The organism is Streptomyces sp. JH002, assembly GCF_050916115.1.
Taxonomy (GTDB): Bacteria; Actinomycetota; Actinomycetes; order Streptomycetales; family Streptomycetaceae; genus Streptomyces; species Streptomyces xiamenensis.
Genome location: NZ_CP087989.1, coordinates 5,472,392 through 5,487,925 on the forward strand (window position 1 = coordinate 5,472,392; position 15,534 = coordinate 5,487,925).

The window sequence follows — 15,534 nt, forward strand, 5'->3', positions numbered from 1 at the left end:
CTGCCGGGCGGTGTATCCGAGGTACCGTCACCTCAGCACCGCTCGACCGAGGAAGGCCACGACTGTGCCATCGGGCCCTGAGACCACCGCCGTGACCGGCCCCCAGGACGGCGACGCCGGCACGCGGCCGGTCATCCCCGCCGCCTCGCTCCCCGCCGACCCGGGCGGCGACGGCCCGGCCGGCGCCGCGCGCGCCGAACGGGACGCGCCGGCCGGCCGGCGTCCGGGCCGGCTGCGCCGGATCGGCGCGGCCGCCCGGCGGCACTGGCCCGCCTCGCTGGCCGCCGCGGGCGCCGGGGTGGCCCTGGCGCTGGCCTTCCCGCCCTACGACGTGTGGCCGCTGTCGGTGCTGGCGGTGGCCGTGCTGTCGCTGGTCACCCGGGGCCGCACCGGCAAGCAGGGCGCCTGGTTCGGCCTCGCGTTCGGCTTTCCGTTCTTCCTGGTGCTGCTGAAGTGGCTGAACACCATCGGCTGGGACGTCGTCGTCGGACTCTCCCTGCTCCAGGCGCTGTTCATGATGGTGATGGGCTCCGCCCTCGCCCTCACCTCCCGGCTCCCGGCCTGGCCGCTGTGGGCCGCCTGTCTGTGGGTGGCCGAGGAACTGGTCCGCGACCGGCAGCCGCTGGGCGGCTTCCCCTGGGGGCGGCTCGCGTTCGCCAACACCCAGACCCCGTACACCCCGCTGGCCGCGCTCGGCGGCGCGCCGCTGGTGACCTTCGCCGTGGCGCTCAGCGGCGCCCTGCTGGCCTGGGCAGCCTGGGCGGGATGGCGGCTTGCCGCCGAGCACCGGGCCCGCCCCGCCGGCGCGCGCGAGGCCGGCTCCCTGGCGCGGCGCGCGCTGCCCGCCGCCGGAGCGGCCTCCCTCGCCGCCGCCGTGGGCCTGTCCGGCTACGCCGTCCCGGTCGGCACGGACGCCGCCGACACCGTGCGGATCGCCGTCGTGCAGGGCAATGTGCAGCAGCCGGGCATGGACTTCCTCGGCCGCCCCATGCTGATCCTCAACAACCACGTCGAGGCCACCGAGCAGCTCGCCGCCGATGTCGCGGCCGGCCGGGTCGAACAGCCCGATCTGGTGATCTGGCCGGAGAATGCCTCCGACCTCGACCCGTACAAGTACCCCGAGGCACGCCGGGCCATCGAGCGCGCGGTCGCCGCGGTCGGGGTGCCGGTCCTGGTGGGCGCGCTGGTCGACCACCCCACCAGGGAGGGGTACGTCGAGAACCAGGGCATCGTGTGGGACCCGGTCACCGGCCCCGGTGCCTCGTACACCAAGCAGCACCCGGTGCCGTTCGGCGAGTACGTGCCGTTCCGGGAGCAGCTGAGCACCTTCATCTCCCGGCTCGACCGGGTGCCGCGCGACTTCTGGCCCGGTGACCACACCGGGGTGCTGGATGTGGGCCCGGCCCGGCTCGGCGATGTCATCTGCTTCGAGGTGGCCTATGACGGCATCGTGCGGGACACCGTCAACGCCGGGGCCCGCGCTCTGGTCATCCAGACCAACAACGCCACCTACGGCAACACCGGGCAGCCCGAGCAGCAGCTCGCCATGTCCTCGCTGCGTGCCGTCGAGCACGGCCGGGCGATCGTCACCGCCGCGCCCAGCGGGCTGAGCGCGATCGTGGCCCCGGACGGCACGGTGGAGCAGGTGACCGAGGAGTTCACCCAGGACGTGCTGGTCGGCGAACTGCCGCTGCGGGACGCCCGGACGGTCGCCGACCGGGTCGGCGCGGCTCCGGAGTGGGCGCTGGCGGGCCTGGGGGCGCTGGCGTGGCTGGCCGTGCCGGTACGGGCGAGATGGGGGCGCCGCGAGGAGAACGCGGCGCGCGGGGACCAAGGGGACGGAGCGGCCGGCGCCGGGGCGACCCCGTGACGCCGGACCCGGCGGCCGGCCGGGTGCTGGTGATCATCCCGACGTACAACGAGGCGCAGAACCTGCCGCCGCTGCTGGAACGGCTGCGGCTGGCCGTCCCGGAGTGCGACATCCTGGTCGCGGACGACAACAGCCCGGACGGCACCGGCCGGATCGCCGAGGAGGCCGCCGCCGCTGACGCGCGGATCCGGGTGCTGCACCGCGCGGGCAAAGAGGGCCTGGGCGCCGCCTATCTGGCCGGTTTCGCGTGGGGCCTGGAGCGCGGGTACGACGTGCTGGTGGAGATGGACGGCGACGGCTCGCACCAGCCGGAGGAACTGCCCCGGCTGCTGTGGGCGGTGCGCGGCGGGGCGGACGTGGTCATCGGTTCGCGCTGGGTCCCGGGCGGCCGGATCGTGCACTGGCCCAAGTACCGGGAGCTGCTGTCCCGGGGCGGCAGCACGTATTCGCGGCTGCTGCTGGGGCTGCCGATCCGGGATGTCACCGGGGGGTTCCGGGCCTTCAGGGCCCATGTGCTGGACGCCGGGATGCTGGCCGACGTGGCCTCGCAGGGGTACTGCTTCCAGGTGGACCTGGCCCATCGGGCGGTGCGGGCCGGGCACCGGGTGGCCGAGGTGCCGATCACGTTCGTGGAGCGTTCGCACGGCGACAGCAAGATGAGCCGGGACATCGTGGTGGAGGCATTGTGGCGGGTGACGGCGTGGGGAGTGGCCTCCCGGTTCAGGAAACTGACCCGGACCGGCACACTGGAATCATGACGAGCGGCATCCCGAACCCGTACGAAGGCGCCCGCGGGCGTCCCCATGGCGCGCACTCGGTCGCGACGCGGCGCCGTTCCCGGCCGCTGCTGCCCCTGGGGGTGGCGATCTGGGCGGTCCTGGAGATCTGGTTGCTGACGCTGGTGGGGCAGGCGTGGGGCGGGCTCACCGTCTTCCTGCTGCTGGCCGGCGGGCTGCTGGTGGGCGCGCTGGTGATCAAGGTGGCGGGGCGGCGGGCCTGGCAGCAGCTGACGGCGAGCGTGCGGGCGGCTCAGCAGCCGGGCGAGCAGAAGCCGGCGGCCGCGCCGGGGCGGCGCCGCAGCAACGCGCTGACCATGCTCGGCGGCCTGATGATCATGGTGCCGGGGCTGCTGTCGGACGTCCTCGGTCTGCTGCTGGTCTTCCCGCCCACCGCCGCGCTGCTCACCCGATTGGGCGGACACTGGCTGCGGCGCAGCACCGGGCCCATCGGCTCGCTCTTCCAGGACGTGCGGAGCGCGAACCAGCAGATGCGGATGCGGCGCCCGGACGGCAAGGTCGTCCAGGGCGAGGTGCTCGACGAGGACGACGACGAGGGCGGGCACGGGGACCGGGGGCCGCGGGACGGCGGCGCCCGCCCGTAGCCGTACGGTCCCGGACAGCGCGAGGGCCCGGATCACCTTTCGGTGACCCGGGCCCTTCCGCGATCCGTGCGCCGCTCCGTCAGGCGGATTTGCGGCTGTCGCGCGGGTGCACGGCGATGTTCATGGCGCCGGAGCGCAGGACGGCCAGCCGTTCGGCCAGCACCTCCTCCAACTCCTCACGCGTGCGCCGTTCCATCAGCATGTCCCAGTGTGTACGCGCGGGCTTGCCCTTCTTCTCCTCGGGGCTCTCGCCGTCCACGAGCAGGGCCTGCGCGCCACAGACCTTGCACTCCCACTCCGGCGGGATCTCTGCCTCGACCGAGAACGGCATCTCGAATTGATGTCCGTTCTGGCATGCGTACTCCACGGCCTGGCGAGGTGCCAGGTCGATGCCGCGGTCGGTCTCGTAGCTGGTCACCACGAGCCGCGTGCCGCGAAGAGCTCGCTCACTCATGAATCGTGCCTCCCGGGCTCATCGCCCACAGGACAGGTGTCGCTGTCGTCATCGGTCAGGTCAACGTCCGGTCGGCGGTAAAGATTCCCGTGTGGGTCATGCGTCGCCCGTCGTGCCGCCTCTTCTTGTACCCACCGACGTCCGGTTTGTCACATCAGGGCTGAGATGTCACCCGGCGTCCGCACAGGATGGCTCGCGGTTACGGTCCGTCCGATGGGATCGAACGCGTAGAATACCCGTCCGCCGCCCCTGCGTCGAAATCCGGTCGGACATCCGCTCGGATGGCGACGGGACCATTGTGCCGAAAAGCCGCAGGAAGAACTGCGCCACCGGGCCGATGGTGAGCGCGAAAACGGCCGTACCGACACCCACCGTGCCCCCCAGCGCGAACCCCACCGCGAGCACCAGCACCTCGATGCCGGTCCGCACCAGCCGCACCGAACGTCCGGTGCGCCGGTGCAGCCCCGTCATCAGGCCGTCCCGCGGGCCCGATCCCATCCGCGCCGTGATGTACAGCCCGGTGGCCGCCCCCAGCAGCACGATGCCGCCCACCATCAGGCCCACCCTGGCCGCCCACGCGTCCGCCGGCACCTCGGGGAAAACGGCCAGCACGGCGTCCAGCGACAGGCCGACCAGCACCACGTTGGCCACCGTTCCCACCCCGGGGCGCTCCCGCAGCGGGATCCACAGCAGGAGCACCAGCGCGCCCACGATGATCGAGACGGTGCCCATGGTGGCGCCCGTCTGCCGGGATATCCCCTGATGGAGTACGTCCCAGGGGTTGGTGCCCAGCTCGGAGCGGACCAGCAGGGCGGCCGCGGTGCCGTAGAGCACCAGCCCGACGAGCAGTTGAAGGAGACGGCGGGCCCGGTGCATCTGGACTCCTGGAGAGTGGCACGAAAACTTTCCCGAACTGGACTGTCGCATGGCATTGTGTGACCCGGTTGGATCGCCGAACCATGGCCAATCGAGAAAGGGTGGCCCGCAAACAATGCCTCAGTGGACCTCAACCGTGGGCGCCGCCCAGCTGGCCCGGCTGCTCGGCTCCCAGCACTCCGCCCCCGCCGCGGCGCCGGGGCGCCGCGCTCCCGCCTACCGGAACCTGGCCGACGGTGTCCGCCTGCTGGTCCTGGAGGGCCGGGTACCGGTCGCCGCCCGGCTGCCCGCCGAACGGGAACTCGCCGCCGCCCTGTCGGTCAGCCGCACCACCGTGGCCGCCGCCTTCGACGCGCTGCGCGCCGACGGCTTCCTGCAGTCCCGGCGCGGCGCCGGCAGCTGGACGGCGGTTCCGCCGGGCAAGCCGCTGCCCACCCGTTCGCTCGACCCGCTGCCGCCCGAATCGGCCGCCGGGATCATCGACCTGGGCTGCGCCGCGCTGACCGCCCCCGAACCCTGGCTGACCCAGGGCTTCCACAGCGCGCTGGGCGCCCTGGGCCCCGCCGCCGGCACGCACGGCGACTTCCCGGCCGGGCTGCCCGCGCTGCGCCGGGCGCTGGCCGACCGGTACACGGCGCGCGGCGTACCCACCATGCCCGAGCAGATCATGGTGACCACCGGGGCGATGGGCGCGGTGGCCGCCATCTGCCGGATGTTCACCCCGGCTGGCGAACGGGTGGCGGTGGAGCACCCCAGCTACGCCAACGTGCTCCAGCTGATGCGGGAGGCCGGGGTGCGGCTGGTGCCGGTGCCCATGCTCGACAACGGGCTCGGCGGCTGGGACCTGGCCGGCTGGCGCCGGGTGCTGCGCGAGGCGGCACCGCGCATGGCGTACGTGGTCGCCGACTTCCACAACCCGACCGGAGCGCTGGCCGGTGACGAGCAGCGCCGCGAACTGGTCGCCGCGGCACGGGCGGCCGGCACCGTCCTGGTGGTCGACGAGACCATGGCGGACCTCGCGCTGGACCGGGCGCCCGGTGAGGCGGCGCCGCGACCGGTGAGCGGCTTCGATCCCGGCGGCTCGACCGTCATCACGGTGGGCTCGGCCAGCAAGTCGTTCTGGGCCGGTATGCGGATCGGATGGGTGCGGGCCACCCCGGACGTGATCCGCGAACTGGTGGCGCGGCGCGCCTACGCCGACCTGGGCACCCCGGTGGTGGAACAGCTGGCGGTCGCCGCGCTGATGACGGAGGGTGGCTGGGAGGCGGCCGTCGAGGAGCGCAGGGAGCGGATCCGCGAGCACCGCGCGGCGATCGTCCCGGCCCTGCGGGCCCACCTGCCCGAGTGGGAGTTCTCGGTGCCCAGCGGCGGGCTGACGCTGTGGGTGCGCACCGGAGGGCTGTCCGGTTCGCGGATCGCGGACGCCGGTGAGCGGTTCGGCGTACGGGTGCCGTCCGGGCCGAGGTTCGGGGTGGACGGGGCGTTCGAGGGCTATGTGCGGATCCCGTTCACCATCGGGGAACCCGCCGCCTCCGAGGCGGCGGCCCGGCTGGCGGCGGCGGCCCGGTTCGTGGCCGAGGGGGCGCGGTACGGAACACAGACACCGAGGGGGTACACCACATGACGGGCGAGGGCCGGATCAGGGCTGCCGACGCGGGGGAGCTGGAGCGGCTGCGGGAGATCGAACGGGCGGCGGGCGAACCCTTCCGCGCCCTGGGTATGGCGGCGATCGCCGACGACGAACCGCCCTCGCACGCGGTGCTGGACGGCTACCGGCGGCGCGGGCGGCTGTGGGTGTGGGACACGGGAGCCGGTGAGGTGGGCGGCTATCTGCTGGCGGACGAGGTGGACGGGGCCGTGCACATCGAGCAGGTGTCGGTCCACCCCGACCGGGCGCGGCGCGGCATCGGCCGGGCCCTGATCGACGCGGCGGCCGAGCCCGGTGTGCCGCAGACCCTGACCACCTTCACACAGGTGCCGTGGAACGCCCCGTACTACGCCCGGCTGGGCTTCCGGGAGGTGCCGGCACAGGAGCTGACCCCGGGGCTGCGCGCGATCCGCGCCCACGAGGCGGAAGCGGGCCTGGACCGCTGGCCCCGGATCTGCATGCGCAGGCCCGGCGGGCTGGCCGCGCCCGCCGGGGGCGGGCCGGGGGAGGAGTGAGGAGTAGCCGTACGCCGCCGACGCCGCGACGTGCGCCGGCGGGTGCGCGTCCGCGGGGGACCGGGCGGCGGTCCCGTGGCCCGGTGGATCACTTGGCGTCCGCGTAGCACTCGGCCACCGCCGTCGTGAACGGGAAGCGGACCGGGCCGGGGCCGAAGACGGTGGTCGCCGCGGTCTCCGCCGCGTGCACCAGGGCGGCGCGCACCCGGTCCGTCTCCTCCCGCGGGCAGTGCACGATCACCTCGTCGTGCTGGAAGAACACCAGCTCGGCCCGCATCCCGCGCAGTGCCGAGCGCAGCGCGGCGAGCAGCAGCAGCGCCCATTCGGCGGCGCTGCCCTGCACCACGAAGTTGCGGGTGAAGCGGCCCCGGGCGCGGGCCGCGGGAGAGGTGTCCGACCAGTCGTCGGTGTTCAGCTCCGGCGGGCAGGTGCGGCCCAGCCAGGTGCGGACCAGGGCGGCGCGCTCCCCGGCCCGCGCCGCCTCGTCCACGTAGGCCACGGCCGCCGGGAAGCGGCGGCGCAGGTCGGCCAGGTGCTTCAGGCCGTCCCCCGAGGTCTGCCCGTAGATCGCGCCGAGCAGCGCCAGCTTGGCCTGTTCCCGGTCGCCGGAGAACGCCCGGTGCGACAGCGCCGTGTACAGGTCGCCCGCCCCGCCGGCCACCTCCATCAGTCCGCTGTCGCCGGAGATCGCCGCCAGCACCCGCGGCTCCAGCTGGTCCGCGTCCGCCACCACCAGCCGCCATCCCGGGTCGGCGACCACCGCGCGCCGTACCACCCGGGGGATCTGGAGCGCTCCGCCGCCGTTGGAGGTCCAGCGGCCCGAGGGAGCGCCGCCGGGGATGTACTCGCTGCGGAAGCGGCCCTCCCGCACCCAGGTGCGCAGCCAGGACCAGCCGTGCGCGGTGTGGATGCGGTACAGCTTCTTGTACTCCAGCAGCGGTTCCACCGCCGGGTGGTCGATCTCGCGCAGCTCCCAGGCCCGGGTGGAGGTGAGCTTGATGCCTGCCTGCCCGAAGGCGCGGATGATGTCGGCGGGCAGGTCAGGACGTACCCGCCGGCTGTGTCCGAAGGCGCGGGAGATCTCCTCGGCCAGTTCGGCCAGCCGCCGCGTCTCCTGACCGCCGGGGTAGCGCTCGCCGAGCATCTCGTCGAGCATCGCGCGGTGGATGTCGGCCCGCCACGGGAGCCCGGCCCGGGTCAGCTCGGCGGCGACGAGGGTGCCGGCCGATTCGGCGGCCAGCAGCAGCCGCATCCGGCCCGGGTGCTCGGTCCGCGCGGTGCGCGCGAGCTGGTCCGCGTACACCTCCACGAGCGCGGTCAGCGGATCGGTGCCGGCGGGCGGCGGTGGCGGGCCGGTGTCGAAGAGGGAGGGCTGCCCGGAGTCGGCGGCGGCCGGCCGGGGGTCCTCGGGGACCGGCCTCCCGTGCAGCCGCGCCCAGGCGGCCGGCAGCGAACGGGGGAGTCCGAACCCGCCGTCGTACCCGAGCAGCAGCGCCTCGGCCGCCTCCACGTCGTAGCACCGCTCCACCCGTACGCCCGCCGCCAGCAGCCGCGGGTACAGCGCGGCGGTGGAGCGCCACACCCAGCGGGCGACTCCGGGCCGTGCGGTGATCGCGGTGGCCGCGTCCGGCGCGTGCGCCACCGGCCCGCCCGGCCGGCCCCGCTCGTCCAGGGCGCACACCAGGGCCGAACCGTCCGGTTGCTCCGCCAGGGCCCAGCGGCCCCCGTATTCGTACACATTCTCGATTCTTGCAGGTGTCACCGACCGGCACGCCGCACGCCGCACCGCGGGGCCGGTCGCACACCTGAGCGACCTGGCGCACCGCCCGCGGCGCCCGCCCCTCCTCGGGCGAGGACGGCGCGGCCTATGATCGCCGCGTGAACAGCAGTGAGCAGCAGGCCCGCCCGCCGGTCGTGGCCACCGGGGACACCGACCGCAGCGACCCCGCGTACCGGGCCTGGCTCAAGGACGCGGTGCGCAAGGTCCAGGCCGACGCCAACCGCAGCGCCGACACCCATCTGCTGCGCTTCCCGCTGCCGGAGTCCTGGGGCATCGACCTCTACCTCAAGGACGAGTCCACCCACCCCACCGGCTCCCTCAAGCACCGCCTGGCCCGCTCACTGTTCCTGTACGGCCTGTGCAACGGCTGGATCCGCCCCGGGCGGCCGGTGATCGAGGCGTCCAGCGGCTCGACCGCCGTCTCCGAGGCGTACTTCGCCGGCCTGATCGGCGTCCCGTTCATCGCCGTCATGCCGCGCACCACCTCCAGCGCCAAGACCCGGCTGATCGAGTTCCACGGCGGGCGCTGCCACCTGGTGGACGACCCGGCCACGGTGTACGAGGTCTCCGTCGCGCTCGCCGCCGAGCAGGGCGGGCACTACATGGACCAGTTCACCTATGCCGAGCGCGCCACCGACTGGCGCGGCAACAACAACATCGCCGAGTCGATCTACCAGCAGCTGCGCCTGGAGCGCTACCCCGAACCGGCCTGGATCGTGGCCACCGCGGGCACCGGCGGCACCTCGGCGACCCTGGCCCGCTACGTCCACTACATGCAGTACGACACCCGCATCTGCGTCGCCGACCCGGAGAACTCCTGCTTCTACGACGGCTGGCTGGCCGGCGACCCGGGCGCGGTGAGCGACTGCGCCTCGCGCATCGAGGGCATCGGCCGGCCCCGGATGGAGCCCAGCTTCATGCCCGGTGCCATCGACCGGATGATGAAGGTGCCCGACGCCGCCAGCGTGGCCGCCGTACGGGCACTGGAGGGCGCCATCGGCCGCAAGGCCGGCGGCTCCACCGGCACCGGGCTGTGGAGCGCGCTGAAGATCGTCGCCGAGATGGTGGAGCAGGGGCGTACCGGCTCGGTGGTCACGCTGATCTGCGACCCCGGCGACCGCTACCTCGACAAGTACTACTCGGACGACTGGCTGGCGCGGCAGGGCCTTGACGTGGACCCCTACCGCCGCGCCATCGACGGCTTCCTGCGCACCGGGCGGTGGAGCTGCTGACGGCGCGCCGCGGCGGCGCCCGGGTCAGCCGCCGTTGCCGCCGGTGTCCGGGCCCGCGATGATCAGCTCGGCGAACTGCTCCGCGATCTCCTCCCGGTCGGCCGCCGCGAGCCCGGCGTCCATCACCAGGGTGTCCACCTCGTCCAGTGAGGCGAACGAACTCAGCCCCGTGGTGCCCCACTTGGTGTGATCCGCGACCACCACCACCCGGCGCGCCGAGCGGATGAAGTGCCGGTTGGTCTCCGCCTCGGCGAGGTTGGGCGTCGAGCACCCGGCCTCCACCGAGATGCCGTGCGTGCCGAGGAAGAGCACATCGAAGTGGAGCGAGCTGATCGCCGCGTCCGCCACCGGGCCGACCAATGTCTCGGAGGGCGTGCGCACTCCGCCGGTCAGCACCACCGTGGCCGCCCCGCTCTCCGCGCCGCGCCCCTCCGCCGGGCGGCGTGCCGCGTGGAAGACGTCCGCGACCCGCACCGAGTTGGTGACCACGGTGAGGTCCGGGATGTCCACCAGCTGCTGGGCGACGGCGAAGGTGGTGGTGCCGCCCGCGAGCGCCACCGCGGTGCCGGGCACGACCAGGGCCGCCGCCGCGCGGGCGATGTCGCTCTTGGCGGTCAGCTCCAGCTCCGACTTCGCCTCGAAGCCCGGCTCATGGGTACGCGCCTGATCGACCGGCACCGCTCCGCCGTGCACCTTCTCCAAGGTGCCCTGCCGGGCGAGTACGTCCAGGTCCCGCCGGACCGTCATGTCCGAGACCTGGAGCATCCGCGTCAACTCGCTGACCCGGATTCCACCTCGGCGGCGAACCTCCTCCAGGATCAGGGCGCGTCGCTGCCCCGCCAGCAGGTTCTGGTTGTCGGCCACGGGATCCTCTCCGGGGTGCCGGGGGACGTCCGCGCGTGCGCGGGGGGCGCTTGACCGGCGTTCGCCCCATTGGCTGATGAAGGAGTCATCTTCGCATGTTCGAACCACCACTGACGCGGAGAAGCCTCTAGTCATGAGCACCTCACCGGAACCCGGGGTGGAGCTGCTGGTACACGGGGTCGGCGGAACCACGCCGCAGAAGATGCTCGAGGACCCCCGTACCACCCGCATCACCGGCGACAACACGGCCTCCGTCCACCGGCGTACCGACGACGCGGCCGACCGGCCCTGGGACGACGGCACTCCGCTGCGCGAGGCGTACTCCTGGTCCAACCTGACCTCGGGCAACGGCGCCCGCGCCCTGTGGCTGCTGTTACTCCCCTTCATGGTCGTCAACCTCGCGCACTGGATGCGGCCCGACGTCCGCGGCACCCGCCGCACCCAGCGGCTGTATGACCTGCTGGTACGCCTGCTCGCCCTCTCCCTCACCGTGCTGCTGGTCGCCGGGGCCTGCTCGGCGGCGCTCGACCTGCTCGCCTGGCAGTGCGGCGCCTCGGCGGCCTGCACCGCCGACGTCTCCTGGCTGGCCTTCTGGGGCCCCGACGGCGGCTGGTGGGCCCAGCCCGGGCGCCGCCTGGCGCTGGCCACCGTGCTGCCACTGGCCCTGACCGCGCTGCTGTGGTGGCTCTCGCACCGCACCTGGAGCGCGTACGAGTCGGCCTCACCGCCGGTGCGCACCCTGGCGGACGGCCCCGAGCGGCCGCTGCTGAGCCTGCCCGGCTTCTGGTACGGGCGCACCCTGGTCAGCCGGCTGCGGGCCGCGCACACCGCGGTCGGGCTGCTGACCATCACCGCGGTCCTGCTGACCGCGACGGGAACCTTTGAGCGCACGGTGTGGTGGTGGGCGCTGACCGTACTGACCGCGAGCGGCTGGGTGGCGGTGGCGGCCATGGAGGCGGGGCACGGCCGCAGCGAGGAGGAACCGGACGAGTCGGGGGCGCCCGCGGTGGTCAGCGCCCTGCCGTGGGCCTCGCTGGCGCTGCTGGCGGTGACGCTGGTGCACACCGGCTGGAACCGGCCGCAGTGGACCGCCGAGGGCGCGCTCCCGGCGGGCGACGCCTTCTATCCGGTGCTCGCCATCGTCCAGGGGGTGCTGGTGCTCGGCCTGGCCCTGACCGCCTTCCATCTGCACCGGCACGCGCCGAGCACCGACCGGGGCGCGCTGCTGGGGATCGGCGGGGCCTCGGTGGCGATGATCGCCTGCGCGCTGGGCGGCATGCTCACCGGCGCGGTGGTGCAGTGGCTGGGCGCCTGGCTGGAACCGGAGTCGGCGGCCACCGGCGGCCCGGAGGCGGTGATCGCGGGCCCGCCGGTGCAGCTGAGCTGGCAGTCCAGCGCCATTCCCGCGCTGCTGGTGGTGCTGGTGGTGCTGCTGGTGGTGGCGCTGCGGACGGTGGCGCGGCATCGCGCCGCGCTGGAACCGGGGATCGTGCATCGCTACGCCCACGAGAACTGCCCGCCGGACCAGGACCGCAGCCGCACCATCGCCTCCGCCGTCGCCCGGGCCCGCCTCACCGACGCGGCGCCGAAGCTGATAGGGGTGCTGACGGCGGCCTCGGTGGTGCTGGGGATCGCGGTGGTGGCCGGAACGCTGACCGGCAAGCCGCCGGCGGTGGCGGCGGTGGACGCCCCCGCGCCGGTGAGGGGGTTCGCCGAGTTCTCGCAGACGCTGGGGTCCTGGCTGGCCGGGTTCATGGTGGTGGCGCTGCTGGCGGTGGGCCGGCGCGCGTACCGGGACGCGGCGGCGCGGCGCACCATCGGCATCCTGTGGGACGTCGGCACCTTCTGGCCGCGCGCGGCCCACCCGTTCGCGCCGCCGTGCTACGCGGAGCGTGCGGTGCCCGATCTGTCGTGGCGGATGGGCACCTGGATCGACTCGACCGGCGGCCGGGTGATCATCTCCGGTCACTCGCAGGGCAGCGTGCTGGCGGCGGCGGCCGTGTGGCAGCTGGATCCGGCCACCCGCAGCCGGGTGGCCCTGCTGACGTACGGCTCCCCGCTGGAACGGCTGTACAGCCGGTGGTTCCCCGCGTACTTCGGGGCCCGCCGGCTGGACGCGCTGCGCGCGGAGCTGCCGTGCTGGAGCAATCTGTGGCGCGACACCGATCCGATCGGCGGCCCGGTGGGGCAGGAGCCGGTGGATGTGGGACCGCTGCCCGACCCCCTGTACTACGGGCGCAACCTGCGCCGCCCGCTGCCCGAGCCGATCCTGGGGCACGCCGACTACGCGGAGGACCCGGCCTTCGGACGGGCACGGGCGGATCTCTTCGAGCGGCTGGCGGGCGGCGGGGCGGGTGTGGCGCTGCCGCGCCAGCAGCCGGGGGAGGGGGCCGCGGAGAAGGCACCGTGAGGTGGCGGGACGCGCGGTGCACCCGGGCGCACCGCCCGCGCCGGGCGACGCCGGCCGAGGCCGTGTCAGTGGCCCGGCAGGTCCTCCGGGTACAGCAGCGTCAGATCCTCGGTGCTGGGGTCGGAGAGCTGGGCCACGCGGCCGGCGTGCCGTTCGACCATCGCCTCGAAGGTCTGGCGCGCGGTCCGGCCGTTGCCGAAGGTGGGCCCCTTGGGAAGGTCGGTGAAGTGCTTCAGCAGCGCCTCCTCGGTGCCTTCGCCCAGCGCGTACTCCTGGTCGCCGGCCTGCCGGCGGACGATGCTCAGCAGTTCCTCCGCGTTGTAGTCACCGAAGGTGATGGTGCGTGAGAAGCGGGAGGCGACCCCGGGGTTGACGGCCAGGAAGCGCTCCATCTCCGCCGTGTAGCCGGCGACGATGACGACGACCGCCTCGCGGTGGTCCTCCATCAGCTTCACCAGGGTGTCGATCGCCTCCTTGCCGAAGTCGCGCCCGGCGTCCTCGGGGGACAGGGCGTACGCCTCGTCGATGAACAGCACCCCGCCGCGCGAGCGGTCGAACGCCTCCTGGGTGCGGATCGCGGTGGAGCCGATGTGCTCGCCCACCAGATCGACCCGGGAGACCTCCACGAGGTGGCCGCGCTCCAACACCCCGAGGGAGTGCAGGATCTCGCCGTACAGCCGGGCCACCGTGGTCTTGCCGGTACCGGGGGAGCCGGTGAACACCAGGTGGCGGCGGACCGAGGCGGCCTTGAGACCGGCGGCCTGGCGGCGCCGGCCCACCTCGATCATGTCGATGAGCGCCTTGACCTCCTGCTTGACGCTGTCCAGGCCAACCAGGGACTCCAGTTCGGCCAGTACTTCGTCCGAGGGACGGTTCGCGGCGGGCTCCTCGGCGGGCGCGGCGGTCGCCGGGTCCGCGGCGGCCGGCGGCTGCTTCGCCTTCGCGGTGGCCTTGACCTGCGTCACCGGCGGGGCCACCGGCTCGGGCGTGACACTCTCGCCCGGCGCGACCGCCTCGTCGCTGTGGCAGTCCGTCAGCACCGGGCTCTGCTCGGAGAACACGTAGCCGCCGCGCGCGCAGCGCTCCGTGCGGCAGCGGACGAGTTCGCTGCGGCAGCCGTCGATGATGTGGAAGCCGTAGCCGCGCGAGCCCGTCACCCGGCACCGGGTGAAGGTGCCCTTGCCGCGCGCCGAGACGTAGAAACCGGCCTCGGCGGGCGCGGTGATCACACAGTCCTCGACGGCGGGGTCGGCGTCCTTGCTGACGATGACGCCCGTGGTGGCCTGGTCGATGGTGCAGCCGGTGACCGTTCCCCCGCTGCCCCGGTCGCGGAACCAGGCGCCGGTGCCCACCCGGTGCATCCGGGTCGCGTCCACCCGGGCGGTGGCACCGTCGCTCACCGAGATCGCCGAGCCGCGCACGTGCTCGATCTCGCTGTCCACCACATCGGCGCGCGAACCCGCGTCGAGGACGAACAGCGCGTCGGGCACATGGTCGACGGTGCAGGACTCCAGTACGGTCGTCGCGCCGTCACTGACCCACACCGCCGGGTAGTCACCGGTCGACTCGTGGATGCGGGTGTGGTGGGCGTCCACATGGGTGCCCGGGTCCCACACCGACACCCCGTTGCGGCCGAACCGCCGCACGGTGGAGCGCACCAGGGTCAGTACCGAACGCGACCGCAGGTCCAGCGCGTTCTCCGGGATGTCGTGGATCTCGGAGTCGGTCAGGGTCAGGACGGCCTCCGACTCCAGCGTGACGCCGTCCCCGGTGGTGGCGCTCACCCGGCAGTCGGTCAGGTGGGCGGTGGCGCGCTCGGCCAGCCGCACCCCGGCGCCCTTGATGTCGTGGATGTCGCAGTCCACCGCGTCCACCGCGCTGTCCGCGCCCACCACGGCGAGCCCGGCGCCCTGGCCGCGCCGCACCCGGCAGCGTTCGAGCCGCAGGTGGGCCGGGCCGCGCACCGAGATGCCGGTCTGTCCCGACTCGGCGATCTCGCACTCCTCGAACAGGCCGCCGGCACTGTCCAGGACGCTGATCCCGGTGCCGGTGGCGTTGCTGACCGCGCAGCGCCGCACGGTGGGCCGTGCGCCGCCGCGCACCTCTATGCCGGAGGCGGAGGAGGTACGGACGAGCAGCTCGGTCAGCTCCGGCGTGCTGTTCTCGATGAGGACGGCGGGGACCGCCATGTCCTGGCCCTCGATGCGCAGGCGCTGCACGATGGCGGAGCCGCGTACGGTCAGCGGTACGCCGTCGGCGGGCGCGATCCGGGCCGAGCCCTCTTTCTCCTCGGGGCCGCGTACGGTGACGGACTGCTCGATCACCAGGTTCTCGCGGTAGGTGCCGGGGCCCAGCACGAGGATGTCACCGTCCGCGGCGGCGGCCAGGGCTTCGGTGACGGTGCCATAGACGGCGGTCCGGCGCCGCCAGCGGGAAGTTCCGGTGTGCGTGACCTGGACCGAGCCTTCTGCCATGGACTTGTGTGCCCCAACCTGATGCGATGA

General features: G+C 73.9%; 12 protein-coding genes. 7 read left to right on the forward strand and 5 right to left on the reverse strand.

Annotation, left to right across the window (positions count from 1 at the left end):
• The first annotated feature begins 64 nt into the window (after positions 1–64).
• The 3 genes from lnt to fxsA are packed head-to-tail and all read left to right on the forward strand — an operon-like array spanning position 65 to position 3,251.
• Positions 65–1,870: an apolipoprotein N-acyltransferase gene (gene lnt / locus H7827_RS25125; RefSeq protein ID WP_432747429.1), complete on the forward strand. Its 1,806-nt coding sequence runs from the start codon at positions 65–67 to the stop codon at positions 1,868–1,870.
• Complete coding sequence (locus H7827_RS25130; protein WP_432747431.1) at positions 1,795–2,628, forward strand: polyprenol monophosphomannose synthase; 834 nt, start codon at positions 1,795–1,797, stop codon at positions 2,626–2,628. Before lnt ends, H7827_RS25130 begins: the two co-directional genes overlap by 76 nt.
• Entirely contained in the window at positions 2,625–3,251 is a 627-nt protein-coding gene (gene fxsA, locus H7827_RS25135; RefSeq protein WP_386541743.1) for an FxsA family membrane protein, read from the forward strand. The genes H7827_RS25130 and fxsA overlap by 4 nt, the downstream gene beginning before the upstream one ends.
• Positions 3,252–3,330: 79 nt before the next feature.
• On the opposite strand, the gene H7827_RS25140 is transcribed toward fxsA, so the two are convergent.
• Complete coding sequence (locus tag H7827_RS25140; RefSeq protein ID WP_026047558.1) at positions 3,331–3,705, reverse strand: RNA polymerase-binding protein RbpA; 375 nt, start codon at positions 3,703–3,705, stop codon at positions 3,331–3,333.
• A gap of 168 nt (positions 3,706–3,873) precedes the next feature.
• Positions 3,874–4,581 carry a YczE/YyaS/YitT family protein gene (locus tag H7827_RS25145; protein WP_432747432.1) on the reverse strand — a complete coding sequence of 236 codons (708 nt, stop codon included), beginning with the start codon at positions 4,579–4,581 and terminating at the stop codon, positions 3,874–3,876.
• A 115-nt stretch (positions 4,582–4,696) separates the two neighbouring features.
• Between H7827_RS25145 and H7827_RS25150 the strand changes: the two genes are divergently transcribed.
• Together H7827_RS25150 and H7827_RS25155 are read left to right on the forward strand one after the other, a co-directional pair.
• Positions 4,697–6,205, forward strand: coding sequence for a PLP-dependent aminotransferase family protein (locus H7827_RS25150; RefSeq protein ID WP_386541745.1), 1,509 nt, complete (start codon positions 4,697–4,699; stop codon positions 6,203–6,205).
• Positions 6,202–6,744: a GNAT family N-acetyltransferase gene (locus tag H7827_RS25155; protein WP_432747433.1), complete on the forward strand. Its 543-nt coding sequence runs from the start codon at positions 6,202–6,204 to the stop codon at positions 6,742–6,744. The genes H7827_RS25150 and H7827_RS25155 overlap by 4 nt, the downstream gene beginning before the upstream one ends.
• A gap of 88 nt (positions 6,745–6,832) precedes the next feature.
• Here H7827_RS25155 and H7827_RS25160 read toward each other — a convergent pair whose 3' ends face one another.
• On the reverse strand, positions 6,833–8,482 hold the full coding sequence (locus H7827_RS25160; protein ID WP_432747434.1) for a bifunctional 3'-5' exonuclease/DNA polymerase: 1,650 nt from the start codon (positions 8,480–8,482) through the stop codon (positions 6,833–6,835).
• Positions 8,483–8,622: 140 nt separating this feature from the next.
• On the opposite strand from H7827_RS25160, the gene H7827_RS25165 reads away from it, so the two are divergent.
• Entirely contained in the window at positions 8,623–9,756 is a 1,134-nt protein-coding gene (locus H7827_RS25165; protein ID WP_432747436.1) for a PLP-dependent cysteine synthase family protein, read from the forward strand.
• 24 nt (positions 9,757–9,780) lie between these two features.
• Here H7827_RS25165 and H7827_RS25170 read toward each other — a convergent pair whose 3' ends face one another.
• Positions 9,781–10,620 (reverse strand): DeoR/GlpR family DNA-binding transcription regulator, encoded by an 840-nt coding sequence (locus H7827_RS25170; protein WP_030728049.1) that lies wholly within the window; start codon positions 10,618–10,620, stop codon positions 9,781–9,783.
• 133 nt (positions 10,621–10,753) lie between these two features.
• Between H7827_RS25170 and H7827_RS25175 the strand changes: the two genes are divergently transcribed.
• Complete coding sequence (locus H7827_RS25175) at positions 10,754–13,030, forward strand: hypothetical protein (protein WP_432747438.1); 2,277 nt, start codon at positions 10,754–10,756, stop codon at positions 13,028–13,030.
• A gap of 65 nt (positions 13,031–13,095) precedes the next feature.
• Here the strand turns inward: H7827_RS25175 and H7827_RS25180 are convergent, their stop codons facing one another.
• Positions 13,096–15,504 (reverse strand): right-handed parallel beta-helix repeat-containing protein, encoded by a 2,409-nt coding sequence (locus H7827_RS25180; RefSeq protein WP_432747439.1) that lies wholly within the window; start codon positions 15,502–15,504, stop codon positions 13,096–13,098.
• Positions 15,505–15,534: the final 30 nt, after the last annotated feature.